Annotated in this window: 27 protein-coding genes; 4 read left to right on the top strand and 23 right to left on the bottom strand. The window is 69.9% G+C overall.

Annotation, left to right across the window (positions count from 1 at the left end):
• Positions 1-8: 8 nt before the first annotated feature.
• Positions 9-386 carry a DUF192 domain-containing protein gene (locus tag OOK07_RS27925; RefSeq protein ID WP_266799185.1) on the top strand — a complete coding sequence of 126 codons (378 nt, stop codon included), beginning with the start codon at positions 9-11 and terminating at the stop codon, positions 384-386.
• A gap of 153 nt (positions 387-539) precedes the next feature.
• On the opposite strand, the gene OOK07_RS27920 is transcribed toward OOK07_RS27925, so the two are convergent.
• From OOK07_RS27920 to OOK07_RS27895, 6 genes are all read right to left on the bottom strand, one after another.
• A complete protein-coding gene (locus tag OOK07_RS27920; RefSeq protein WP_266684366.1) occupies positions 540-1088 on the bottom strand; it encodes a hypothetical protein in 549 nt (182 codons plus the stop codon).
• A gap of 19 nt (positions 1089-1107) precedes the next feature.
• Positions 1108-3045, bottom strand: a complete 1938-nt coding sequence (locus OOK07_RS27915; protein WP_266799183.1) for a Flp family type IVb pilin — start codon at positions 3043-3045, stop codon at positions 1108-1110.
• 273 nt (positions 3046-3318) lie between these two features.
• Complete coding sequence (locus OOK07_RS27910) at positions 3319-3615, bottom strand: hypothetical protein (RefSeq protein ID WP_266799182.1); 297 nt, start codon at positions 3613-3615, stop codon at positions 3319-3321.
• Positions 3616-3654: 39 nt separating this feature from the next.
• Positions 3655-3852, bottom strand: coding sequence for a hypothetical protein (locus OOK07_RS27905; protein ID WP_266799181.1), 198 nt, complete (start codon positions 3850-3852; stop codon positions 3655-3657).
• Positions 3849-4163, bottom strand: a complete 315-nt coding sequence (locus tag OOK07_RS27900) for a hypothetical protein (RefSeq protein ID WP_266684358.1) — start codon at positions 4161-4163, stop codon at positions 3849-3851. The genes OOK07_RS27905 and OOK07_RS27900 overlap by 4 nt, the downstream gene beginning before the upstream one ends.
• Positions 4163-4498, bottom strand: coding sequence for a hypothetical protein (locus tag OOK07_RS27895; protein WP_266799179.1), 336 nt, complete (start codon positions 4496-4498; stop codon positions 4163-4165). Before OOK07_RS27895 ends, OOK07_RS27900 begins: the two co-directional genes overlap by 1 nt.
• Before the next feature lie 166 nt (positions 4499-4664).
• Here OOK07_RS27895 and OOK07_RS27890 point away from each other — a divergent pair, with 166 nt between their 5' ends.
• Complete coding sequence (locus OOK07_RS27890; RefSeq protein WP_266684354.1) at positions 4665-4943, top strand: GntR family transcriptional regulator; 279 nt, start codon at positions 4665-4667, stop codon at positions 4941-4943.
• Between the two features lie 85 nt (positions 4944-5028).
• Here the strand turns inward: OOK07_RS27890 and OOK07_RS27885 are convergent, their stop codons facing one another.
• The 14 genes from OOK07_RS27885 to OOK07_RS27820 all read right to left on the bottom strand — a co-directional run bounded on the left by OOK07_RS27885 (position 5029) and on the right by OOK07_RS27820 (position 17156).
• Entirely contained in the window at positions 5029-5682 is a 654-nt protein-coding gene (locus tag OOK07_RS27885; protein ID WP_266684352.1) for an OmpA family protein, read from the bottom strand.
• Between the two features lie 8 nt (positions 5683-5690).
• Positions 5691-6269: a hypothetical protein gene (locus OOK07_RS27880; protein ID WP_266799178.1), complete on the bottom strand. Its 579-nt coding sequence runs from the start codon at positions 6267-6269 to the stop codon at positions 5691-5693.
• A gap of 34 nt (positions 6270-6303) precedes the next feature.
• A complete protein-coding gene (locus OOK07_RS27875) occupies positions 6304-6894 on the bottom strand; it encodes a pilus assembly protein TadG-related protein (protein ID WP_266799176.1) in 591 nt (196 codons plus the stop codon).
• A complete protein-coding gene (locus OOK07_RS27870) occupies positions 6894-7127 on the bottom strand; it encodes a hypothetical protein (RefSeq protein ID WP_016437724.1) in 234 nt (77 codons plus the stop codon). The genes OOK07_RS27875 and OOK07_RS27870 overlap by 1 nt, the downstream gene beginning before the upstream one ends.
• 253 nt (positions 7128-7380) lie before the next feature.
• Complete coding sequence (locus OOK07_RS27865; protein ID WP_266799174.1) at positions 7381-8358, bottom strand: response regulator transcription factor; 978 nt, start codon at positions 8356-8358, stop codon at positions 7381-7383.
• A gap of 76 nt (positions 8359-8434) precedes the next feature.
• Positions 8435-10165: a sensor histidine kinase gene (locus OOK07_RS27860; protein WP_323182990.1), complete on the bottom strand. Its 1731-nt coding sequence runs from the start codon at positions 10163-10165 to the stop codon at positions 8435-8437.
• Between the two features lie 19 nt (positions 10166-10184).
• Positions 10185-11072, bottom strand: a complete 888-nt coding sequence (locus OOK07_RS27855; protein WP_266684344.1) for a DUF5936 domain-containing protein — start codon at positions 11070-11072, stop codon at positions 10185-10187.
• A gap of 31 nt (positions 11073-11103) precedes the next feature.
• Positions 11104-12045: a type II secretion system F family protein gene (locus tag OOK07_RS27850; RefSeq protein ID WP_266799172.1), complete on the bottom strand. Its 942-nt coding sequence runs from the start codon at positions 12043-12045 to the stop codon at positions 11104-11106.
• A 100-nt stretch (positions 12046-12145) separates the two neighbouring features.
• Positions 12146-13483, bottom strand: coding sequence for a TadA family conjugal transfer-associated ATPase (locus tag OOK07_RS27845; RefSeq protein ID WP_266799170.1), 1338 nt, complete (start codon positions 13481-13483; stop codon positions 12146-12148).
• 30 nt (positions 13484-13513) lie between these two features.
• Positions 13514-13879: a TadE family protein gene (locus OOK07_RS27840; protein ID WP_266684338.1), complete on the bottom strand. Its 366-nt coding sequence runs from the start codon at positions 13877-13879 to the stop codon at positions 13514-13516.
• A gap of 1 nt (position 13880) precedes the next feature.
• Complete coding sequence (locus OOK07_RS27835) at positions 13881-14261, bottom strand: pilus assembly protein (RefSeq protein ID WP_266684336.1); 381 nt, start codon at positions 14259-14261, stop codon at positions 13881-13883.
• A gap of 2 nt (positions 14262-14263) precedes the next feature.
• Positions 14264-15517: a CpaE/TadZ family protein gene (locus OOK07_RS27830; protein ID WP_266799167.1), complete on the bottom strand. Its 1254-nt coding sequence runs from the start codon at positions 15515-15517 to the stop codon at positions 14264-14266.
• Positions 15518-15526: 9 nt separating this feature from the next.
• Positions 15527-16237, bottom strand: a complete 711-nt coding sequence (cpaB, locus tag OOK07_RS27825; protein WP_266684326.1) for a Flp pilus assembly protein CpaB — start codon at positions 16235-16237, stop codon at positions 15527-15529.
• Between the two features lie 76 nt (positions 16238-16313).
• Positions 16314-17156, bottom strand: a complete 843-nt coding sequence (locus OOK07_RS27820) for a hypothetical protein (RefSeq protein ID WP_266684324.1) — start codon at positions 17154-17156, stop codon at positions 16314-16316.
• 273 nt (positions 17157-17429) lie between these two features.
• Here OOK07_RS27820 and OOK07_RS27815 point away from each other — a divergent pair, with 273 nt between their 5' ends.
• Together OOK07_RS27815 and OOK07_RS27810 are read left to right on the top strand one after the other, a co-directional pair.
• Positions 17430-17621: a hypothetical protein gene (locus tag OOK07_RS27815; RefSeq protein WP_266799165.1), complete on the top strand. Its 192-nt coding sequence runs from the start codon at positions 17430-17432 to the stop codon at positions 17619-17621.
• Between the two features lie 70 nt (positions 17622-17691).
• The gene (locus OOK07_RS27810) at positions 17692-19383 is read left to right on the top strand and encodes a chitinase (protein ID WP_266799163.1); all 1692 of its coding nucleotides are present in this window, start codon (positions 17692-17694) and stop codon (positions 19381-19383) included.
• A 99-nt stretch (positions 19384-19482) separates the two neighbouring features.
• Here the strand turns inward: OOK07_RS27810 and OOK07_RS27805 are convergent, their stop codons facing one another.
• The 3 genes from OOK07_RS27805 to OOK07_RS27795 form a co-directional block, all read right to left on the bottom strand.
• Positions 19483-19947, bottom strand: a complete 465-nt coding sequence (locus tag OOK07_RS27805; RefSeq protein ID WP_266684318.1) for an ATP-binding protein — start codon at positions 19945-19947, stop codon at positions 19483-19485.
• Between the two features lie 76 nt (positions 19948-20023).
• The gene (locus OOK07_RS27800) at positions 20024-20929 is read right to left on the bottom strand and encodes an anti-sigma factor RsbA family regulatory protein (RefSeq protein WP_266799160.1); all 906 of its coding nucleotides are present in this window, start codon (positions 20927-20929) and stop codon (positions 20024-20026) included.
• Positions 20930-20983: 54 nt separating this feature from the next.
• The gene (locus OOK07_RS27795) at positions 20984-23368 is read right to left on the bottom strand and encodes an ATP-binding protein (protein ID WP_266799158.1); all 2385 of its coding nucleotides are present in this window, start codon (positions 23366-23368) and stop codon (positions 20984-20986) included.
• Positions 23369-23454: the final 86 nt, after the last annotated feature.

Below are 23454 nucleotides of genomic sequence, written 5' to 3'. Positions count from 1 at the left end.
TCCCTGGTATGGCGCGGCGATGGCGGGACGGGCGGGGGAAGTTGGTCGTGCGGGCGGAAGATGGGGAGGCCGCCGGCGTGGCCGTTCCGCTGGAGGTCGCCGCCTCCTATCGGGCCCGTACGAAAGGCCTGTTGGGGCGGGACTCCGTCGACGGCGCCATCCTGCTCACCCCGGCCAACAGCGTGCACACCTTCCGTATGCGCATCTCCATCGACGTCGCCTACCTCGACCGCGGCCTCCGAGTCATCGCCGTACGCACCATGAAGCCCTGGCGGTTGGGCCTCCCCCGGCCTCGTTCCCGGCATGTGCTGGAGTCGGAGGCCGGGGCGATGGCGGGTTGGGGGCTCGGGCCGGGGGTGCGGGTGGATGTGACGGTCGACGCCTGAACGTACGGCGATTTCCCGGGTGTTCAGCCCCCGCGAGGGTCGGTCGACTTCCGGAAGTCGTCGTCGAGCCGGGCCAGGACCGCTCGCAGTCCGTCGGCGTATTCCTCGACCACCTCGGTGACCAGCTGCGCCAGGTCGGGCAGCCCGCCCGCCTCATTCCGGTCGGTCGCCGTACTCCCGCTCCCAGCGGCGCATGTCCTCGGCGTTTCCGATTCTGATGCCGAAGGACCAGGTCGGATCGAAGAAGAGCCAGTAGCGGGACTCGAGTTCGAGGGCCAGGCACCTGACCACGCCCTCGCCGGGCTTCGACCCCGAGTCCATGAAGGGGCGGATGGTGCTGCAGCGAAGGCGGTCCCAGCTGTCGCCGAAGAGCTGTTCGCCCTGGGAGGCGAGGGCCAGTTCGTCCCCTTCCTCCTCGATGTCCGCGAAGAGTTCGACGCCGTCCAGGGCGACCGAGTCCACGACCCGGACCTCCAGGCGACCGTACCCGTCGACCGACTCCAGACGCAGGGCTCCCTCGTCGAGTACGACGAACACGACGAGCGGCTGCGGGGCGAACCGCGGAACCGCCCCGTCCCGGTCGATCCGGCCCGGGACGAGGACGTCCGTCACGTACCGCTGCCGCAGGACGTCCTCAGCCCTGCTCCAGGGAGTCGGACTCGACGAGTACGGGCTCGAACGAGGCGGGCTCGAAGGGGACACTGCTGCTCCTGACACTCGGTCACTCGGCCTTCTTGGTGATCTCGATCGACGTGTCCAGGCCCTCGCCGGACTTCAGAGCGGTCCAGAAGTCGCCGTTCTCATGCAGGACGATCGTCACGCCGTTGCCACGGTAGATGAGGCCCTCCGCTTCGTTCTTCTTCAACGTGCCTTTGCCGACCAGCTTGAAGGTGCCGTTCTTGATGTTGGCCTCGATGTCCTGCAGGAACCGCGGACCGTCCTCCTTGAGCTTCTTGTACTTGGTACCGAGCGCGTCCTCGACCAGCTTCTTGTGGCGCAGGAAGTGGTCCTTGAACTTCTTCGGGTCGCCCTGCTGGACGGTCGGCTTCTTGGCCGCCTCGACCTCTTCCTTGGTCAAGCGGCCGGCGGCGTCGTCCGCCTCGTCGGCCTGCTTGCGGGCCTCCTCCGCCTCCTTCTTGGCGTCCTCGTCGCAGCCGTCCTCGGCGAGGACCACGTACGGGGAGCCGGACGCCGCGGCGGCGAGGACGGTGGTGCCGGTGCCGGAGGAATCCGTGAAGGCTCCCTGGCCGGCCGGGGCGGTGCCGTCGTACGGGATACGGCGGCTCGGAGCGGAGATCGTGCAGCCGCTCTGCCTGGCCTTCTTCTCCGCTTCCTCCGCCGCGTCGTCGGCCTCCTTCGCGGCCTTCTCCGCACCCGCCACGTCACCGGCCTTGGCCGCCTTCTTGGCGTCCTCCGCCGCCTTGCCGGCCTTCTCCGCGAGCTTGCCCAGCTTGCCGAGTTTGCCGAGCACACCGATCTTCTCGACGACCTTTCCGACGTCGTAGCCGGGGATGAAGAGCGAGCCGATGTTCCACAGGACGGTGGTGACGGCACGGGTCTGGTTGCCGTTGTTCCACTGGTCGGCGACGTCCTTGCCGATGAACATGTCGTAGAGGACGGTCCCGCCGGTCTTCAGCGAGGAGCCGCCCCAGCCCAGGACCGCGCCCAGGTAGTCGCCCTTGGACCACTTGTCGCGGGCGTACTTGGAGTTGTCCATCCAGTCGTGGCCGAGCTGCTTGCCGTAGTCGCCGATGCCGCTGAGCGTGTCGAGGGGGTGGCGGACCATGTCGTAGATGCCGGTCAGGTCGCCCCAGACGCCGTCCACGAAGAGGCCCTGGCCCACCTGTTTGACCTGGTTGCCGGCGCAGCCGAAGAAGGCGCCGACGCCCGAGAAACAGCCGTCGTCCTTCTTGTCGTCGTCCTTCTTGTCGTCGTCCTTCTTGTCCCCGTCGTCGGCGGGGTTCTTCTGGTCCGGGTTGTCCGAACCATCGCCGTTGCCGCCGTTGCTGCCGTTGTCGCCGTTGCTCCGGGTGTCGTCGGGCTGACCCTGGGCGTTGCTGCTGTCCGCTGTGGTGCCGCCTGCGGACGGGGCCGGGCAGCCCATGCCGGCGACCTTGCAGATCTGGGCCTCGATGCCGCCGTAGATCTGCGTGCCCAGACCGCTGACGAGCAGCGCCGTGACGATCGCGGCGACGATGGCGACGAGGCCCGCGTACTCGACCGCGGTCTGGCCGTCGTCCCGGCGCCAACGGATCATGCGGGCCAGGGAGAACGGGCGGTGCTCGGCGCGCTCGAGTCCGGGGAGTTCGTACCACTGACGGCTCTCGCGGCGGAGCAGGAAGAGGAGGATCAGGATCGGCAGGACAAGCTGGAGGCCTCCGCGGGCCGATCCCCCGACCAGGTTTGCGAGACCGCACAGGATCAGCCACACCTGCACGGCGACCAGTCCGCGCCAGACCCGGACCCCGCCCTCCCAGCTGCGCCGGGCCAGCCACCAGCCGAGGGTGCCTGGAGCGGCCGCGTAGGCGAGCAGGGCGAGTACGCCGCCGTCGAGGGCGTCGTACGAAGTCGCCGTGAGCAGGAGGCCGAGGCCGCCGAGGATCGTGAAGCCGAAGAGGGCGTGGGTGAGGACGAGGGCGGTGGAGAGGGGGGTGGGCATACTCCGGCGCCCACCCGGGCCTGACGGCCACGCTGCCTCGAACTCCGGCACTCCCCCGATCGACGCCATGCCCGCCCCCTTCTCAACTCCCAGGGCGAAGGGGGCCGTTCAGGTCACCCTCGGTGATTCCCCGGTCCCCCCGCCGTTGGTTCACGACAGGGTTCGACGGTAGGGAGGTGCGGCCTGCCCGAGATGGGCCCGTGGGCCCAAATCCACTCCCCAATCCTGCGAGTCAGAACCTCCGAAGTCGTTTCATGCGCAACGCGAGCACGCTCACGCCCATGGAATCCCCGTCAACCTCGTCCATCCCCCGACAAGGACATCGAGAGTGGGGGCATGCTTGTCGTTCGGCCTGGTGCGGGCGTTCTGCCCGAACGTGATCCGCTCGCAGTCGGCCGATGCGATGTCGTTTCGCCTGTTCGAGTTGATCACCCCACGCCAGAACGTGCCGTCCTTGGCGAGGTTGTAGTTCTTGTAGACCGTGCCAGTGCCACTCTCCGCCACGCCGTTGTCGTTATGGTTCACCAGCAGATCCGGGCCCCAGCCGAGGCTGGGGGTGACGAGCACCATCAGTTCCTGGCACGCGAAGCCCGGGCGGACTGCCGGCGTTCACCGCTCACCCTCCCCCGCCGGGCGGTGGCAGCCGCAGCCGCAGCGGCGCACCAGCAGCAGGCTCGTGCTGTGCGGCACCGGTACGTCCCGCAGTTGACGGCAGGCGCCGTGTACATCCTCGTATCCGGCCCGACGGGCCAGGGCGCATTCCGCCGACAGCGGCGCCCGCGCGTCCGCCATGCCGCGCGCACTCACCGCTCACCCCCGGTGCGAGTGGGCACGTCGGCCGGATCCGGCGGCGGGAAGTGCGGGGCGCACGCCCGGCAGGCGTACACGGTGAAGCCGGGCCCCGAGTTCTGGTGCACCACGCACACCACGACGGGGGCCTCGGTGGTCACATGGCAGCGCACGCACATCCGTACCGGCGGGCGCATCCCCGCCTGCCGCTCGCTGGGCAGCCCCGGCCGTGCGTCCGCGTCCGTGTCTGCGCCTGCATCCAGGGGGACCTTGTCCGCGTGCGCGTCACCGCCGTACGGCCTCCCGCGCCACTCGCCGCGGCCCCCCATCACGCCGCCCTTTCCGCGCCGACCACGTGCCGGTCGAGGTCGATGCCGAAGTCCGCTGCCAGGACCAGGGCGATCCGGCGCCGCCGACGAGCACACTCCTGCTCGCGCTCCCGTTCTGCCGCCAGCACGTACGGGCGGACCAGGGCGGTGGCGCGACCGTCGAGCGGCACGGGCAGCCCGTACGGGGAGCGGTGAGCGGGAAGCGTTACGGCTTGGGGGCAGGGTGCCTTCACGGCTGGGGCCGGTGCGGCGGGGCGTGCGGTCGCTCGGCGGGTGCCGGTGCCGGGCGCGAGCAGGGCCAGGGCCCGGTGCAACAAGGCGTGGATAATGCTCACTGTCGTCAACCTCCATACGGTTGGTGGCCATGCCCCCGGACGGCTCCACCCGTCGCGGGGGTCTTCTCCTCCAAAGACTGTAGAGGAACCTAGTACGTCTTGGTACGTCTTCTCACGTAAGAGGGCGTCCTATGCTGGCCTGGGCTGACCTTTTACGCTCCGACGCATGATAGAGATCGACCGGGAGAGCATCACCCCGATGTACGTACAGCTGGCATCGGCCTTGCGTGAGCGGATCCGACGCGGCGAGATCCCTGTCGGTCGGCGCATTCCGTCCCAGCACGATCTGGAGCAGGAGACGGGAGGCTCGGTCAGCCGTCGCACCATCAAGTCCGCCATCGAGCTACTGCAAGCCGAAGGTGTTGTTCAGGGGGTTCAGGGCAAGGGCGTGTTCGTGATCGCTATGCCGACAGCCCCTTCGGAGAACGACGAGGCTGGCGCCTGAAAGATCGCATCAGACGGGGCCCGCGCCTCGCCTGAATCGGCGCGGGACGGGCCCCGGTTCGTTTCCATGTGCCTTGCGGTCTGCGTCAGTTGCCGCTCTCACCGCGCGGGAACGTGACCTCCACCCGGCGGTTCTTCTTGCGGCCCTCTTCCGTCGCGTTGTCGGCGATCGGGTACTGCTCGCCGTAGCCGCGTACCTCGAAAATGATGTTCGAGTCGTTCAGTTGCTGGTCGATGACTCCCTGGACCGCGTCGGCGCGCTGCTTGGACAGGATGTCGCCGTGTGCGGAGGAACCGAGGTTGTCCGTGAAGCCGAAGACCCGGACCTTCGTCGCGTTCTGGTTCTTGATCTCGTCGGCGATCGCGGCGATACGCGATTTCGCCTCGCCGCTCAGTTTCGCGCTGTCCTTGCCGAACAGGACCTCGGCCTGGAGGGCGAACGTCACGTCGGTGTTCGTGTCCTCGCGGCGCTCGTCCCCGCTCTGGTCCTCTACGACCGACTTGATGTCGAGGACTTTGGGGTCGGCGAGCGTGGCGCCTTCGGGGAGTTTGAGGTCGGGATCGTTGGCGTCGACCTTGACGGGGGCGGAAGCGGAGGCCTCGGTGCCCGGCGGGGTGCTGGGGCTTGCGTCGGCGTGGGCTGACACAGCGCCGTAGAGGTTCGCGGCGACCATGACGGTGGCCGATGCGACGACCAGCGCGAGACGCGGTGGCGCGGTCCGGGTGGGAGTACGGGTCATGGCCTGCCTCACCCGGAGATCTTGATCGTGCCGCTGGAGAAGGTCGGCACCTGCAGGTCGACGTCGGTCGTGCCCGCCGGTGGGGCGGGGAACTGCATGAAGACCGGGAGAGTCTGCCCGGCCTCCAGGTTCCCCAGGCCGGTCGTTGTCAGCGGCCGTCCTTCCGTGTCGCGCAGCACGTAGTAGCGCTTCTTCCCCTTGGAGTCGACGAGGGTGGCGCCACCGAGTGAGGGGCCGTGTGCGATGACCTCCGTCTCGTCACCGCTCGTCTGCGGCGGAATGACGACCGACTTGGCCCCGTCGTTCTTCACGATCCCGTTCACAGTGACGAATCCGCCGGAATCCCGCTTGGCGGAGGTGATCTGGAGGAGCAGTCCGTCCGTGCCCTTGAGTTCGGCCAGAGGTGTCTCCGACTGCCCCTCCTGCGCACTCGGACCGGATCCACTGTCCTTGGAGGACGACGCGGACGTGTCGGGCTTCTTGTCGTCGCCTCCGCCGCCGCAGCCGGCCACACCGAGGGCCAGACCGGCCGCTACGGTCAACGCGACCATCCCCCTGCGGGCCTGCGCAGTGAACCGAATGCTCATCACTCTGCTTCCTTCGTCACTTGTCGTTCGCTTGTCAGTCGGCCAGATGGACGTCGAAGAGGTCCTCGGGTCCGGGCAGATCGGTGAGATGCTTCGGGTCCAGGTCCCAGTCCCTCCTGCCTTTACAGGAGAGCCGCGGCAACACGTCGCCGCCAGCGCCCTCGGCCGGGGGCGGGAACGTGCAGAGCGGCTCGATCACGGCCCGCGCGGACGCATGCGCGTAGTGGCGCTCCGTACCGGGAACGATGGATTCTCCGACGGGCTTGTCCGTCTGGACCTCGACCCGGTAGTCCAACAGGCCCGGCTCGCAGGCGGTTGTGTGCGCGGCGTTCTGCGCGGCGAGCTGGTCGGCTCGCCAGCAATATGCGACCGCTCCGTCACCGTCGAAGACTTCCTGCCACTTCGTCGGGTCGAGTACGTTCTCTACCCACGCGCCGGCAAGCTGGTCCCTGGTTTTCTGGGCCGCCGCGAGCGCCGCCGCGTCGGCGGCCGTCTGGGCGCCGTTCCGATTCACCGCGGCCTGGCCGACCGCAAAGTAGGCGAACGCAAGGAAGAGCAGGCCCCCCACCACCGTGATGTAGATGGGGAAGGCCTGCCCTGCATCGCCGTACCGGCGAGGTCGCATCAAGGAGCGACCTTGGCGATCTGCGCCTGAATCTTGCCGAGAATCGTCTGACCGAGGTTGGTACCGGTGATCGCCAGCACGATGGCCACGACCACCGCGATGATGCCCAGGTACTCGACCGCGGTCTGGCCCTTGTCGCCGGCGCGGCGCTGCATCGCCTCGACCGTCGTGTTCTTCCAGCCGTTCACGCGGACCTTGGTCGCAACGGCGGTCTTCAGCATCAGGTCGCTCATGGTGTTCCCCTCCGGGTTCGGCCGGCCGGTGAGCGGCCGACTGCTGCGTCTCCGTGCCGTTCGCGTTACCGGCTTCCTCCTTGCCGGTGCCGCTTTCGACACGAGAAACGTACGGCGGAACACACCTCCCGCCGGAGGGTCCCAGGGCCCAATCAAGGGCCCAATCCGAGGCCCAACCGGTGCGTCGGGACCTTGCGTCGGCCACCTGGGTCCGCAGGTCCAGCTCGCCATTCCCCCCTACCGTCACCGCAGGTCACCCCAGCCCTCGGCCCGAACCGGGCGCTGTGCCGAGCCACTTGGCGGCGGCTTCGGAGCGGCTGGTGCTGTGGAGCTTCGCGAAGATGCGGTTGATGTGGTTCTTGACCGTCTTCTCGCTGATGAAGCAGGTGGCGGCGATCTGCTGGTTGTTCATGCCGGACGCGATGTGGTCCATGATCTCCGCCTCCCTCGTGCTCAGCTGGAACCCCGACCTGTCGGGAGCGACCGGACGGCCACTCATCCATCCTGACGAGGACTGTCCCACATCCGGTTGCACTTGCGAAAGGTTTTCTGAAGAAATTGTGAGGGCGGGGAGGTTCGGAGACATGAACTCCCTGGGTGGAGCGGGCACTTCAGCTTGTACGTACGTCGGCGCTGGCGCCGAATTTCCGTATGCACTCGCATCCGCCTGACCCAACCCCTCAGGGAGGAGCGGGCCGGCGGCCGGTCCCTGACCGTGGCTCTGGCCCTGGCCCTGGCGGAGCTGGGCCAGCAGTGCGCCCGCTGCTGTCGGGCTGAAGTGGGGCCTGCCCTGCTTGGTGTCCCGTACCGCTGCCACCAGTTGGTCCGCCGTGAACTCTCCGTGGACCAGATAGCCGCCTGCGCCTCGGCGCAGGGCCTCCTGGACGATTTCGGACTCGCGGCTGTACGTGAGCATCATTACCGGGGCGATGCGGACCAGGTACGGGAGCGCCGAGATGCCGTCCACGCCGGGCATGCGGACGTCCAGGAGGACCACGTCGGGGCGGTGTTGGAGAGCCGCTTCGTACGCCTGGCGGCCGTCTGCCGCTTCTGCCACCACGGTGATGTCGGCACGTCCGGAGAGAAGGGCCGTGAGGCCTGCGCGGACCACCGGATTGTCGTCCGCCACCACGACTTTGAGCGGCTCGGCCGGCGGGAACGCCTCGAACGGGTTCTGGGGTGGCGGCTGCTGGGGGCCGGGGTGAGCGTGGGGAGTTGTGTGGTCCGGCATCGGGGCGGCCTCCTCTCTTCTCATGGGGGACGTGTGCGGCGTACTCGTCGTAGGAGCGTGGGCGATGTCTGGATGTCTAGGTCGTCAGCGCCGCCAGTGGGAGTTCCAGGCGGACTTCCGTGCCCTTGGGGTGGGCACCGCGGCCGATGCGGATGCGGGCGCCCACGGATGCGGCTCGTTCGACCATTCCCACCAGGCCGAAGTGCCCTGCCCTGCGCAGCTGTTCGAGGGTGGTGCCGGAGGGCAGACCGCGGCCGTCGTCGTACACGCTGATGCGGAGGAGGTCGCCGTGGACGCCTGCGCTGACGTCCACTCGGGTGGGGGCCGCGTGGCGGTGGGCGTTCTCCATCGCTTCCGAGGCGATGGTGAGGAGTTGGCGGGCGACGGCCGGGGGGACGGGCGGCACGGCATGCTCGCCGGTGGGCCGGTAGGCGGCCCGGACTCCGGTACGGGTGCTGAAGTCGCGTGTGCGGGCGGCCAGTTCGACCAGGACGTCCGTGGCGTGGTCCGGGTCCGACTCGCGGCGCAGGTCCGCCAGGAGTTCGCGGGACTCCGCCGCGGCCCGGCGGGCGGAACGTGCGACCAGTTCCGCTTGTTGCTTGACCAGCTTCGCGTCCATGTGGGGCGCGCCCGCGGAGCCTGCCAGGCCGTCGGCCGCCAGCGCCACGCCGTGGAGGGTCTTCGCCACCGAGTCGTGCATCTCCCGGGCCAGCCGGGCTCGTTCGGCGCTCACCGCCTCCGTCACCGCAAGGCGGGCCTGCACGGTGGTCAGGGCCTGGGTCGCGGAGCCGAAGCGGAGCATGAGGTTGCGCAGGGCCGAGCCGACCGCGCCCGCGATCACGCAGAGGCCCGGGAGAAGCAGGGTCTCGGCGGGAGCGGAGTGCACGTTCTTCGAGGTCGCGTAGACCAGGAAGAGGATCAGGGACTGCAGCGACGCGAACGCGGCGGCCCCTCGCCAGCCGTAGACGATGCCTGCCAGGAGCGGGGTGCAGACGCTGACGTAGGCGAGGGTGGTGTCCGGGCCTGCGGAGATGAGGAGCAGGGAGCCGAAAAGGGTGTCCAGGGCCAGGAGGGTGGGATGGCGCAGGAGGAGGGGGCCGAAGCGTTCCCAGTCTCTGAACAGGACGTAGGAACCCATGAAGGTGACCACTACGGCCGCGCCCACGAGGCGGGTCGCCAGCCCCGGGGAGGCGTTGAGGAGTGCGGCGGGGGCGGACAGGGCGATCATCGCGAGGCGAAAGCCGAACACCTGGCGGCACATGGCTTGCAGCGCGTTGATCTGGATGGGGATGGTGGGGTCTTTGGCCGCGGACGCGGGAGGCGGGGCGGATGCGGGAGGCGGGGCGGGCGCGTGAGTGGGGGCCTGGTCTTCGGCCGGGATCGGGTTGCCACCCGGACCACCCGTGTGGGAACTGAGATGGGGCGCGGGCGGCCCCTTCGGCTCCCCGTCGCGCGCTCCCTCAGCGGTCCCGCGGTCCAGCGCCTCCGCCTCCGCACCGGTGCCGGCACCGGCACCATTACGCCGCCCCGTCCGCGTGATCCGTACCGTCCGCTCGGACGTCATCCCGGCCGTCGCCCCGGACGGCCATGCCATCCCCCGGGGATCCGGCTGCGCGGGCATGCCGGGCAGAGGGGCGTGCGCCGGTTCCCAGCCCGGAGGCAGGGCCGGGGTCGCCGAGGTCACCGGGATGTCGGGGGCGCCCGTGCGGACGTGCGGCGGGAGGACCGTGCCCGCGGGCGGGGTGGTGATCTCCGGGGTCTTCGGGCGTCGTCGTAGCAGCCCTGTGCGTTCCTTGGTCGTGGCCATGGCCGTCGTCACCCCGTTCCTACTTGCCCGTGAGCGAGCCGAAGTCCGTCCCGGAGCCGAGGATCAGGCCGGCGCCGAGGAGGATCATGGTGGCCGGGACCATGAAGGTCGTGATCATCATGGTGGCCTTGGGGACCGCGCGGGCCGCCTTGCGGCGGGCGTTCTGCGCGTCCGTGCGGCGCATGTCCTTCGCCAGGGAGACGAGCGTGTCGACGATCGGTGCGCCCAGTTCCTCGCCCTGCTGCAGCGCCGTCACGAACATCGCCACCTGTTCGGAGTCGTTCCTGCGGCGCAGCTCCGCGAACGCCTGGCGGCGGCTCATGCCGAGGTCCATCTGGCGCAGGGTGATGCGGAGTTCGTCCGCCCAGGGGCCCTCGTACTTCGTGGCGACCCGGTCCAGTGCCTGGCGGAAGCCGAGACCCGCGCTGACCACGACCGCGAGTACGTCGAGGAAGTCGGGCAGCGTGCGCTCGATGACGTCCTTGCGGATGCGGATCGCGGACCAGATGCCGACCTCCGTCCAGAACGCGCCGAACGCGAACAGGATGACGGCGACGATGAAGTTGCCCTTCATCAGGAAGACGAGTCCTCCCACGCCGCCCAGGCAGCCGTAGACCGCGCGGCGCGCCGCGTAGCGGTCGATGGTCAGACCGCCCGGGTTGCCCGCGAGGTCGATCTTGCGGCGGTACCGGGCGACCATTTTGGGGCCCATCAGGCGCAGGACGGACGGCGCGTACCGCATGCCCAGGCGGTCGACGAGCGAGTCGACCGCGCCGGTGCGGGTGGCGCCGACCTCCAGGGCCAGCGCCAGGTCGCCGGGCAGCCGGGCGTCCGCCCGGTACATACGGATGCCGGCGAAGATGCCCCAGACGCTGAGGCCCATCACCAGTGCGAGCAGAAGTCCCATGGTCGTCCTCCCTCCAGGCTTCTCGGACGTCTCAGACGTCGATACGGGACATACGGCGGATGAGGACGAAGCCGACCGCGTAGAGCGAGAAGGCGATGATCACCGCGCCCTGGCCGATCGGGGAGCCGGTCATGCGCTCCAGGGCGCCGTCCTTGACGCCGTTCATGAGGAAGAGCGAACCGACGCCCAGCACGGGCACCGCGTACGACGTCATGTTCACCTGGGAGAGCTGGGTGCGGACCTCGCGGCGGGTCTCCTTGCGCTCCTCCAGCGTCTCCGTCAGGTTGCGCAGGGCGCTGACCACCTGTCCGCCGGCCCGGTTCGACAGCACCAGGGTGGTGACGAGAACAACCAGTTCACGCGAGGGCAGGCGCTCCGCCAGCTCTCCCATCGCGTCGTCCATCGACGCGCCGACCGCCAACTGGTTGGCCACCTTGCCGAGTTCCTCACCGGCCGGTGCCTCCAGTTCCTCCGCCGCCATCCCCACGGCCGTTCGCAACGCCAGTCCGGCCTGGGTCGCGTTCGCCAGGATCCGCGACAGTTCGGGGAGTTGGTTGATGAACTTCTCGATGCGCTTCTGTCGCTGCCAGTTGAGGAACTGCACCGCCACCCAGATGCCCAGCAGTCCGGCGATCGGGCCGAAGAAGGGGGCCAGGGCCGCCTGCCCGATCAGCCACAGCCCCGCCACCGTCGCGAGCATGTAGACGAAGAACTCGCCCGGCGTGATGTCCAGGCCCGTTGCCGCCAGCCGCAGTTCCAGCTTCTTGCCCAGCTTCGTACGGCGAAGCCGGCGGTCCAGGTTGCGGAAGCGGCGCCGACGGCCGACCTGGATCTGGCCGGTGGCCGAGAGACGGTCGACCAGAGCCTGGCGCTGGGCCTTGCCCATGACGTACGCGTGCAGGCCCATGACCGCCAGTACGCAGGTCAGCAAGGTGATGCCGGTGGTGAGCGTGACTAGGGTGTGCAGATCCATCGGGCGGTTCCTACCTGGATTCCATCGGGACGATTACTGCCTGCCTGGCGTCTCGGGGCTACCTGGCTCATCGGGCTGCTTGGCTTCTCGGGCTATCGGGCTACCTGGCTTCTCGGGTGGCGAGTTGGTCTGCGGACTGGGCGACGCCGAATGCCTGGGGGACGGGCTGGCTCGCCATGTAGAGGCGGTCCGCGGCTCGGCGTGGGAGAGGGAAGTACTCGAAGGCGCCGTAGATACGGCCGTCGGCGGCCATCGGCCGGGCGTTGAACCGGGCCACCGTCGCCAGCCGGTACGGCTCGCTGCCGTGGCTGTCGAGGAGCGCGACCTCGGTGATGCGACGGGCGCCGTCGGCGAAGCGGGTGAGCTGGATGATCACGTCGATGGCGCTGTTGATCTGGTCGTGCAGTGCCTCGAAGGGGATCTCGACCTCGGACATCGACGCCAGGGTCTTCAGCCTCATCAGCGCGTCCTCCGCGCTGTTCGCGTGCACGGTGGCGAGGGATCCGTCGTGGCCCGTCGACATCGCCTGGAGCATGTCGAGGGACTCACCGCCGCGGACCTCACCGACGACGATGCGGTCGGGGCGCATACGCAGTGAGTTGCGGACCAGGTCGCGGATGGAGACCTGGCCCTTGCCCTCGACGTTCGGGGGCCGGGACTCCAGGCGGATGACGTGCGCCTGCTGCAGCTGGAGTTCGGCGGAGTCCTCGATGGTGATGATGCGTTCGCCTCCCGGGATCAGTCCGGACAGGGCGTTGAGGAGGGTCGTCTTTCCGGTGCCGGTCGCGCCCGACACGATCACGTTGAACTTCGCCTGCACCAGTCCCGCCAGCAGGTACAGCATGGGCTCGTCCAGCGAGCCGAAGCCGATCATCTCCTGGAGCGTGAAGGAGCGGGGGAAGCGGCGGATGGTGAGGGTCGCGCCGGTGAGGGACAGCGGGGGGATGATCACGTTCACGCGCTCGCCGGACGGCAGGCGGGCGTCCACCATCGGATTTGACTCGTCCACCCGCCGGTTGACCGTCGAGACGATCCGCTCGATGGTCTGCATCAGCTGGTCGTGGGAGGGGAAGCGGAGGGGCAGTTGCTCGACCCTGCCGCCTCGTTCCACGAAGATCGCGTCCGGGCCGTTGACCATGATCTCCGTGATCGAGGCGTCTTCGAGGAGCGGTTCGAGGATGCCGAGCCCGAGGGCCTCGTCGACGACCCTGCGGATCAGCTGCGAGCGCTCGACCGTCGACAGCACCGGGCCCTCGCGGCTGAGGATGTGCCCGAGCACCCGCTCCAGGCGGGCGCGCCGCTCAGCCGCGGCCAGCGCGCTCATCTCCGCGAGGTCGATCTCCTCCAGGAGCTTGGCCCGGTACGAGGCGACCATATGGCCGTCCTCGTTCCGATGGCCGTTCTCCTCGGGGGAGTTGATACGTGCCCGCAGGCTCATGGTCCGGTGCTCCTGTCGTGCCTTGGTTCCTCAGTGGTCGAGCGGCATGGTGGCGGTCTTGTGGGCGTCTCCGAAGCCGTCCCAGAAGGGGACGACGGACGGGATGTCCACCGTGGAGGTAACAGTGACGTCGTCACTTCCGTACGCGGCTTGGCAGTTGGTGCCGTCGGCGAGGAAAGCGCTGACCGCGTTCCGGCAGTCCTGCGCGTAGTCGTCCCGCAGCGAGGCACTGCGCGCCCCGGTGCGGGCCGCGGTGCCCGCCTGCTGCGCCGTGTAGGCGATCAGACCGAGCTGTACGGCGGCCATCGCGACCAGGAGCAGGATCGGAAGGAACCCCAGGTATTCGATGGCGACTTGGCCGCGGTCCCGGCCGCGGACTCTCCTGCCGTACGACATCTCAGTTCTTCGCCTCCTCTACGGCGCCCGCGTGGCCCTTCACGGTGAACGGGAAGTTGATGGTGCCGGGGAAGAGGACGGGGACCTCGATGCTGACGTCCGAGGTGATGTAGCCGGTGCCGAACCCGACACACCCCGCCCTCGCACCCTCCTTCCACGCCCCCGACAACTTGTCCAGCCCCGCCGCTCTGCACTTCGCGTCGTCGCCGGCCGCCGTCCCCGCCCGCACCGCCTCGTCCGCAGCATTCCCCGCGAGCGTGAACGCGTACCCCACCAGCACGAGCTGCCACAGCACCACCAGTGTCACGATGATCGTCGGCGTCATGCCGAGCAACTCGATCGTGACCTGGCCCCTGTCCCGGTCTCCCCGCAAGGCCCGCATCCCTATCCCCCGCTCTCCTTGCGCCGCCTGAAGCTCACCGAACCCCGGTCCCCCCGCAACCGCCCGCCCTTCTGCGCCCCCTCGGCCGCCTTCACCAGCCCCAGCTCCCCGGCCAGCGCCCACAGCGCCTGCTTCACCACGCTCTTGCTGTCCAGTTCGTGGATGCGTCCCGCGTCCACCGCTCCCTGCAGTTCCTTGAAGTTGGCGGGGATCGCGGTGCCGGCGACCGTGGTGCCGGTGATCTTCTGGATGAGCGGCGGCTGGATCTCGGTGCCGCGCGTGTGCCGGTTGACGACCACCGTCGTCTCCTCCGCCTTGCGGATCTGCAGCCGGTCCCACATCCGCACCGTCCGCTTGGCGCCGCGCACCGCGACCACGTCCGGTGTCGTGACCAGCAGCGCCCGGTCGGCCATCTCCACCGCCGCCGCGCCGGCCCCGCCGAGCTGCGCGCCGCAGTCGATGACGACGACCTCGTAGCGGGAGCGCAGGGCACTGACGATCTGGCGGGCCGCCCGGTCCGTCACCTCTTCGCCGCGCTCGCCCTCGCCCGGTGCGAGCAGCAGGGCAAGGCCCGTATCGTGCCGGAAGACCGCGTCCGCGAGCACCCTCGGCGAGATGTCCGTGATCGCCGCCAGGTCCACCACCGAGCGGCGGAACTGGACGTCCAGATACGAGGCCACGTCCCCCGCCTGCAGATCCATGTCCACGAGTGCGGTGCTGCGCCCCGACGCCTGTGCCGCCAGCGCGAGTTGGATGGAGGTGAGGGTCGCTCCCACGCCGCCCTTGGCCCCGCACACCGTGACGACCGTGCCGCCGACGCCGGTGAAGACGTCACCCCCGGAGCCGAGATGGCGCCGTACGCCCACCGACCACTGGGCGACGGCCTGGACGCGGCTGGCCAGCTCCTCGTAGCTCAGCGGGAGCGCGGCCACTCCCCGCGCGCCGTAGTCCATCGCCGACTGGAACAGGCCGGGGCTCGCGTCCGACGTGACGAGGATGACCCCCACCGCCGGGAAGCGCAGGGCGACTTCACGGATCAGTTCCAGTGCCGGGACCGGGCCGATCCGCTCGTGCACCACCACGACCTCGGGCAGCTCGTCGACCGACTCGGCGGCGAGCCGCGCGAGGGTGTCGATGAGCTGGGTCGAGTCGCCGACCGGGGCCACCGGTTCGGCGTCCGGGAGCTGGCTGAGCAGTGTGGTGATGGACCGGATCGCGTCCGCGTCACCGACTGCCGGGAGGATCCTCGTGGGCATGCCGGCCTCTCACTTGTCCTTCGCGAGCTGGTACGTCCGGTCCCTGTCGGGGACCGTGGTGTCGCTGCCGGGCGCCACCAGCGCGAGCCGGACCCGTTGGGCGAACGACTCCGCGTACGTGATGCGCTGGGCGTCGATGGTGGAGAGGGCGAAGGTGATCGGTACGGCGTCGGTGGGCTGCTGCTGGTTCTTGTCGCTCTCGCTCGGCTCGAGTGCCTTGATCTCGCCGACGTCCAGGACCTTCGCGTTTGTTACGATGATCTTGGACTGGGCGGGGTCACCCTCCCGCTCGCCCGCGAAGGTGGCGTACACGTTGACGGTGGAGCCCGGCGTGATCTTGCCGGCGACACCGGTCGCCGCATCGATCATGATGGCGACCTCCTGCTGCCCGGGCTGCAAGGCGGGCTGGTTCACGATCATGTCGCTCTGCAGCAGGGAGCCCGCCCGCAGAGTGGTGACGGCGATCTTGCCCTGGATCTCGCGGAGACTGGTGACCGCGTTCGCCGACAGCCAGCGCTTGGGCATCTTGATCTTCTCGAACTGGCCCGTCCTCAGCTCGGCGTAGGGCACCACGTCGGTCTTGACCCGGTAGGCGGTGACCTCCGGGCCGACCTTGGACTTCACGTCGCTGATGACGGAGAGGACGCCGGCGAACGCGCCGAGGGCGCAGAGGACCGACAGGAGCAGGAGCAGCACGCCGCGGCGCTGACGGGAGTTCATGAACCGTACAACCTCATTGGGGAGATCGGTCGAGCGGACGGGAATCGTGCGAGCGGTGCGTCTGGACGTTCAGGACTCACCCGGCGGGGATTTGGTTCTCCAGGAGCGGTGGTGTTGCCGAACAGAAGACGCAGCGGTCGCCGATGACGTCGACGCCGCACCAGTGGCAGACGCTTTGCCTGACCGAGGTGACCAGCTGGTACAGCACTGACAGGTCCGGGAGATAGGCGACGAACTCGATCAGCTTGCCCGTTCCCCACCAGGCCGACGACTCGGCCGGCAGCGGAGCCTCCCGCAGCCCCTGGACGCTCCACTCCTTGGCGAGGGTTGCGGTGACCCAGTCCGACTGCAGCTGTCCCTTGGCGGCCAGCATCCAGGTGCCGAACTCCGGTCCGGGGAGCGTGGCTCCGGGGCCCATCTTCACCAACTGCGGCTCCGGGTGGGCGAGTACGCCGAACTGACTGCCCGGCACCCAGGACTTGGCGTGCGACTTCAGGCCCACGGGGACGCGGTCGAGCCGGGCCACGGAGCCGAGCAGGGCCCCGGCGTGGATGTAGTGGGTGAGCAGCCGGCCGGCGGAGGCGAGGACTCCGGGGCTGAGGTCGCAGGAGGCCAGCTGTCTCAACTGGCGGGCCAGGACGGCCAGTCCGAGTGGGGGCAGATCCGGGCGGAACAGGGCGATACGGTCGCTCTCCAGAAGCGAGCGGATGGTGTGCAGACGCAGCTCCACCCCGCGGGAGACCGCCTGTGAGCACACGACGATCACATGCCCGTGCTGGTCGATCAGGCTCTGCAGGCCGGCCAGCGCCTGTTCGAGCGGCTGTTTGTCCAGGTCCCGCAGGACGACGGCAGGCAGGGTCCGCTCGTCCTGCGCCGGCAGCGCCATGTCGGCACTGGTCACGGCAATGGCAGTTGGCACGCGCAGCTCCCCGTGTTATGCCGTCGATCCACCGGGGTTACTCCGGTACACCGAAATGACTTCACTGCGTGACTACCTCAGCACTGTATCCAGGCCTCTGTGACCGGAGAACAGCGTTTCTGTAGCTGGTAGGCAACTGCCGTTTCACAAGATGCGCCAAAACGGGGCAGGTCCAGCATCTTGCCGGACCCAGTTCGACACTGGGCCCCCGTTTGGGCCCTCGGGCCCGCGCCGCCCGGCCCCGCCCGTGCGACCGGCACCGAGTATCTCGGCATGGTCGTCGTCACCGCCGTTGTGGCGGCGGCCTGCGCGGTACCGGCGGCGGGCCAGGTGCTGGTGCTGTCACCGCGGCCGGACCTGACGACCGTGTCGGGTCTCGCCCTCTGGATGTCGACGGGCGTGCTGCTGGCGGGACGCTCGATGGGACTGCTGCTCGACAGGCGGTGGGAAGGCCGGGAGGCGTAAGCGCCGTCGACCGTCGGCAAGTTGGTCTGGACCTCTTGACAGAGTAATTGGTCTGGACCAACTTATTGTCATGTCCCCACGTAGACGATTCATACGACTCTGGTCGGGAGCGGTCACCGCCGCCCTCGCCCTGTCCATGGCGGGCGCGGCTCAGGCGTCCGCCGCGGACATCAACAACGCCAGGAACTCCGGCTTCGAGTCGGGCCTGGCCAACTGGACCTGTTCCGCGAACAGCGGCACGACGGTCACCTCCCCCGTCCACGGCGGCACGGCCGCGCTGAAGGCGACGCCGGCCGGGCAGGACAACGCCCAGTGCACCCAGCCGGTGGCCGTCAAGCCCAACTCGACGTACACGCTCAGCTCCTGGGTGCAGGGCGGATACGCGTACCTGGGCGTGACCGGCACGGGCACGACCGACGTCTCGACCTGGACCCCGGACTCGTCGAGCTGGAAACAGCTGTCGACGAGCTTCACCACCGGGTCCTCGACCACGTCGGTGACGGTGTACACCCACGGCTGGTACGGACAGGCCGCCTACTACGCCGACGACGTCTCGGTCTACGGCCCGGACGGCGGCGGTGGCAGTGACCCGGCACCGACGGTTCCGGGCACGCCCGGCGGTCTGTCGGTGCCGGGTACGACATCGTCGTCCGTGTCCCTGTCCTGGAACCCGGTCGCGGGCGCCACGGGCTACAACGTCTACCGCAACGGCACGAAGGTGACGGCCGTGACGGGAACGTCGGCGACGGTGACGGGCCTGGCGGCCTCCACCTCGTACTCCTTCCAGGTCACGGCGACGAACTCGGCGGGCGAGTCGGCGAAGTCGGCCGCGGTCACCGGGACGACCACGCCCGGCGGCACCGGCGGGGGCGGCGCGCTGCCCAGGCACGCGGTGACCGGCTACTGGCAGAACTTCGACAACGGGGCGACGGTCCAGAAGATCTCGGACGTCTCCTCCCAGTACGACATCATCGCGGTGGCCTTCGCGGACGCCGCGACGACGCCGGGCGCCGTGACCTTCAGCCTCGACTCGGCGGGTCTGGGCGGCTACACGGTCGACCGGTTCAAGGCGGACATCGCGGCGAAGCACTCGGCCGGCAAGAAGGTCATCGTCTCCGTGGGCGGCCAGAACGGCACGGTGTCGGTGAGCGACTCGACGTCGGCGGCGAACTTCGCGAACTCGGTGTACTCGCTGATGCAGACGTACGGCTTCGACGGCGTCGACATCGACCTGGAGAACGGCCTCAACGCGACGTACATGTCACAGGCACTGCGCTCGCTGTCGGCGAAGGCGGGCCCGTCCCTGATCATCACGATGGCCCCGCAGACGATCGACATGCAGTCGACGTCGAACGCCTACTTCCAGACGGCCCTGAACATCAAGGACATCCTCACGGTCGTCAACATGCAGTACTACAACAGCGGTTCGATGCTGGGCTGCGACGGCAAGGTGTACAGCCAGGGTTCGGTCGACTTCCTCACCGCCCTCGCCTGCATCCAGCTCGAAGGCGGCCTCTCCCCCTCCCAGGTCGGCCTGGGGCTGCCGGCCTCGACGAGCGGCGCGGGCAGCGGGTATGTGTCACCGACGGTCGTGAACAACGCCCTGGACTGCCTCACCAAGGGCTCGGCCTGCGGCACCTTCAAACCGTCGAAGACCTACCCCGACCTGCGAGGCGCGATGACCTGGTCGACGAACTGGGATGCGTCGGCGGGAAGTTCCTGGTCGAACGCGGTGGGGCCGCATGTGCACGGGCTGCCGTAACTGAGAGACATGGAGCGTGCGCCCCTGCCCCCGGAGTCACGGGCAGGGGCGTCACCCGCGCCGGTACCGCACGCGAGGGAGACCCTCACCAGGTCCTGCCTACCCGCAGACCGCGCACAGCCCGAGCTCGAACCACACCGTCTTGCCCGGCCCGTCCTGATGGCAACCCCAGCGCCGCGCAAGCGCGTTCACCAGGAACACCCCGCGGCCGCTCTCCGAGGCGCCGGCGTCCAGCACCTGCGGGGTACGGCGACCGGTGTCGTGGACCTCGCAGCGCAGGACGCCGTGCGCGGCGGACAGGGTGAGCCGGAAGCGGCTCGCGGAGTGCAGCAGGGCGTTGGTGGCCAACTCGCTGACGAGCAGCTCGGCCACGTCCACGAGGTCCTCCCGGTCCGTCAGGCCCCACTTCTCCAGCTGTCTTCGGACCTCCGCGCGCGCCTCTCGGACAGCGGTGGGACGGGGGTCGTACTCGACGCTCAAGTGGCCTGCCCGCAAAGGCGGTTGGGTGAAGGAGGCGAATTGCGGGTCGGAGTCCGGGTGGGGAGTCCCGGAGAGATCAAGCATGCTCTCAGGGTCGCCTCCCCGCGCGTGCGGCGCACGGGGAGGACTACCTGTTTTCCTACCTGTCCGGGGTGAGCGGTTACCCGTACTGAAGCCGTACGGTCGCCCCCTCCTCGTCGTCCCGGATGTCGACGTAGGCGCACACCTGCCGGGCGAACCAGAGCCCCTGGTCCGGTTCCAGTTCGGGTGCGGGCGGGGGGACGAAGCCGGCCAGCGGATCCTCGACCCGGCGTGCGGTGCGCAGTTCGCAGACGCAGGCGGGTGCCTCGCCCCACAGCCGGGCGTGGGTGACGGGGCCGAGCGCGGCGGCCGCGGCGAGGACCGCCTCGGTGAACAACTCCGCGTCCGCGGGCGCCAGTCCCCGGACCGCCCTCGCCCCGCGTACGGCGTCGGCGTGCGGCTGCCTGACCAGTTCGGCCCCGACCGGGGGCAGCGGCAGTGGCGCGGAGTCCAGTTCGGCCGTGAGACGGACCGGGTCCTCGTAGACGCCGGTGTCCGGGTGCGCGCGGCGGGCCGCCTCGACGACGGCCGTGCCGGCGGTGCGGGTGTCGTAGGCGCACAGGGCCGTCGTCGCCATCGGGGCGAAGAGCAGGTTGGCGAGGGCCTCGTAGCGGATCCACTCGGCGCTCTCCCGTACGGAGCGTCCCGCGCGGCCGTTCCAGACGGGCTCCATGAGCAGATGGATACGTCCGCCGGGGCCGGCCTGGGCGGCGAGGTAACCGGCGCCCTGGGCAACGGCGTTGGCGGCCGAGCCCGTGTACCACTCGGTGTGCGGGACCAGAACGGCGCTCTTCGCGTCGCCGCCGAGCGCGTCCCGCAGGAGGTCGAGCTTGTCGGGGGCGGCGATGGCCACCGGCGGGGGCTCGCCGGGTGCGCCGAGCCCTTCCGCGAGAAAGGGCACGGCGGCGGCGACGAACTCGTCATCCGCTCCGTACACGGCCATGCGATGGTCGAACGGGGTGGGGGCGGGGTGTGTGCTGGTCATGGGTTCTCCTCTCAGTGGGGTCTGCGGGGTCCGGGAGGGGAGCCTGGACGTGGCTCAGCGCTGGGCCGTCACCCAGGCGGCGATCTGGCTGCGGTTGCTGAAGCCGAGCTTGCTGAGGATGCGTTCCACATGGCCTTCGGCGGTGCGGCGGGCGATGACGAGCCGGTCGGCGATCTGCTGGTTGGCGAGTCCCTGGGCGACAAGTTCGGCGACCTCGGCCTCGCGGCGGGTGAGAGCGGTGCAGGGGGCCGTACGCGTGGCGCGGCGGCCGTTGGCCCTCCGTGCGGGGGCGGGCTGTTCTGGCTGCCCGTCCTCCGTCGCGTACGCGACGATCTCCGCGAGCCCGAGGGCGCCTCCTTTGGCGTACGACCGCTCGAAGGCGGCCTGTCCCAGGGCGCCCAGCACCCGCTCCCCGCTGTCGCGCCGGATGGAGTCGAGGGCGGCCGAGCCCCAGCGGTCCCGGTCGATGTCGGCCCAGGTGCGGTCGGCGCCGCCGAGCAGGGCGGCCGCGTGGGCGTGGGCGCCGGCCTCGGTGGCGATGCGGGCCAGCAGGTCGAGGGTGAGGGCGATGCCGGTGACGTCGTGGACGGCGAGTTTGAGGCGCAGGGCCTCTCGGGCATGCCGTTCGGCCTCCTTCCAGTCCTGTTTGACGGTGTGGGCGAGGGCCAGCATCCGCAGGACGTACGAGCGCACCCATTCCTCGCCGTGCTCCTCGCACAGCCGGCGCGCCCGTTCGCAGACCTCGACGGCGCGGTCGGCCTCGCCGAGGAAGCCCAGGGTGCAGGCGAGTTCGACCTGGTCGAGGCCGTACAGGCTGAGGTGCTGGCCGGGGACACGGCCGCGGGCGACGGTGGCCTCGAAGTGCTCCAGCGCGGCGGGCAGTTCGTCACTGAACATGCGGATGACGCCGATGACGTATGCGGCGTGGGCGGCCTCGGCCGGGTCGTCGAGCCGGCCGGCCAGGGTGTGGGCGTCCCGGGCGCGCCGCAGGCCTTCGGCCATGTCCTGGGTGGCGGCCGCGAGGAGGCCGGACACCCACAGGCCGCGGGCCCGCTCGGGGGTCGGTCCCGGGTTGGCGTCGAGGGCCCGCTCCAGCCAGTAGCGGCCCTCGCGGGGCGCCCCGCAGGCGTGCCAGTAGAACCACAGGGTGCCCGCGAGGCGCAGTCCGGCGAGGCGCTCGCCGGGGGCGGTGAGGCTGAAGTCGAGGGCGGCCCGCAGATTGTCCTGGTCTGCTCTCAGCCGGGCGACGATCTTTTGCTGTCCGGGCCCGAACCAGACGCGTTCGCAGTCGGCGGCCCGCCGCTGTGCCCAGTCGCGCTGGCGGCGCCGGACCGCGCCCTCCTCGCCCGCCCGCTGCCGCAGCCGGTCGAGGCCGTAGTGCCGCAGCGTGTCGAGCAGCCGGTAGCGCACGCCGTCCGGTCCCTGTTCCCTCCCCAGTACCGACTTGTCGACGAGCCCCGCGACGGCTTCCAGAACGTCCTGCGGCCGCACCCTCCCCCAGCCTCCGGCCGGGGGGACCCCCATCTCGCTTCGCTCACCGTCCGCGCACACCGCCTCCGCCGTCTCCAGGTCGAAGCCGGCGACCAGGACCGAGGCCCGCTCCCATACCAGCTGTTCCTGTTCGGTGCACAGTTCGTGGCTCCAGTCGACGGCCGCGCGCAGGGTCTGGTGGCGGGGCAGGACCGCGCTGCGGCCGGCGGTGAGGAGGCGATAGCGGTCGTCGAGGCGCTCCAGAAGCTGTTCGACGCCCAGGACGCGCATGCGTACGGCGGCCAGTTCGATGGCGAGCGGGAGACCGTCCAGGCGGCTGCACAGGCGGGCCACGGCGACCCTGTTGTCGGCTGTGAGCCGGAAGCCGGGGACCACCGCGGCGGCGCGGTCGGCGAAGAGGGCGAGGGCAGGGTAGGCGTCCGGCGCGCTGAGGTCGCCGTCCGGGTCGGGGACGGGTAACGGCCGTACCTCCATGAGGTGTTCCTCGGTGAGGCCGAGGCGGTGCCTGCTGGTGGCGAGGATGCGGATGCCGGTGGTGCCGCGCAGGACGGCGGCGGCGAGGTCGGCGCAGGCCTGCAGCAGGTGTTCGCAGTGGTCCACGACGAGGAGGAGGCGCCGGTCCCGCACCTGCTCGACCAGCGCGTCGAGCGGCGGCTGCGCGGAGTGGTCGTGCAGGCCGAGCGCGTCGGCGGCGGCGAGGGGCACGAGTGCCGGGTCGTGCAGTCCGGCCAGGTGCACGAAGCGCACGCCGTCCGGGAAGGCGCGCTCGACGCGGGCCGCGATGCGTGCGGCGAGGCGCGTCTTGCCGACGCCGCCGGGCCCGGTCAGCGTCACCAGGCGTGCCCTGGCGAGCAGTTCGCGGCCTTCGGTCTGTTCGCCGCGCCGGTCGACGAAGCTGGTCGTCTCGACCGGCAGGTGACGGTCCCGTCGCGGCGCTGATCCGCCCATGATCAGCCAGTCCTCTGGAGGGGTGGGGTCGAGAATCCGGAGGGCCCGGATCCTCTTGCGCGAACCTTCACTCTGCTCGGCTTTCG

Origin of the sequence: Streptomyces sp. NBC_00078, assembly GCF_026343335.1 — a bacterium.
Taxonomy (GTDB): Bacteria; Actinomycetota; Actinomycetes; order Streptomycetales; family Streptomycetaceae; genus Streptomyces.
Note: the sequence above shows the minus strand (reverse complement) of the source record. Positions and strands in the feature narration are given on the sequence as shown.